This is a genomic window from Rhizobium ecuadorense, from assembly GCF_001187535.1.
GTDB lineage: Bacteria > Pseudomonadota > Alphaproteobacteria > Rhizobiales > Rhizobiaceae > Rhizobium > Rhizobium ecuadorense.
In genome coordinates, this window is record NZ_LFIO01000974.1 from 1 (window position 1) to 212 (window position 212).

1 protein-coding gene is annotated in these 212 nt (G+C 59.9%); it reads right to left on the minus strand.

All coding sequences use genetic code 11. The annotated features are described in order from the left end of the window. The coding region (locus tag AF337_RS40605; protein ID WP_193393636.1) for a 2Fe-2S iron-sulfur cluster-binding protein at positions 1–212 on the minus strand (212 nt) is incomplete at both ends.

Sequence of the window (212 nt, forward strand, 5' to 3'; positions counted from 1 at the left end):
CGCAGGCCCCGCTCCGACAATGAGAACGTCCATCGTCCTTGTCGTCAAGGAATGCGGCACACTGCAGAGATCGGCAATCTGACCAGTGGCAAGATCTGGCCGCGCAGCAGGGCGCAGAACTTGCATGTCATCGTCGACAATGGTCATGCAGGCCCGCTGGCTGACTTTTCCGTCGATCGTCACGAGACAGTCGTGACAGGCACCCATTCCGC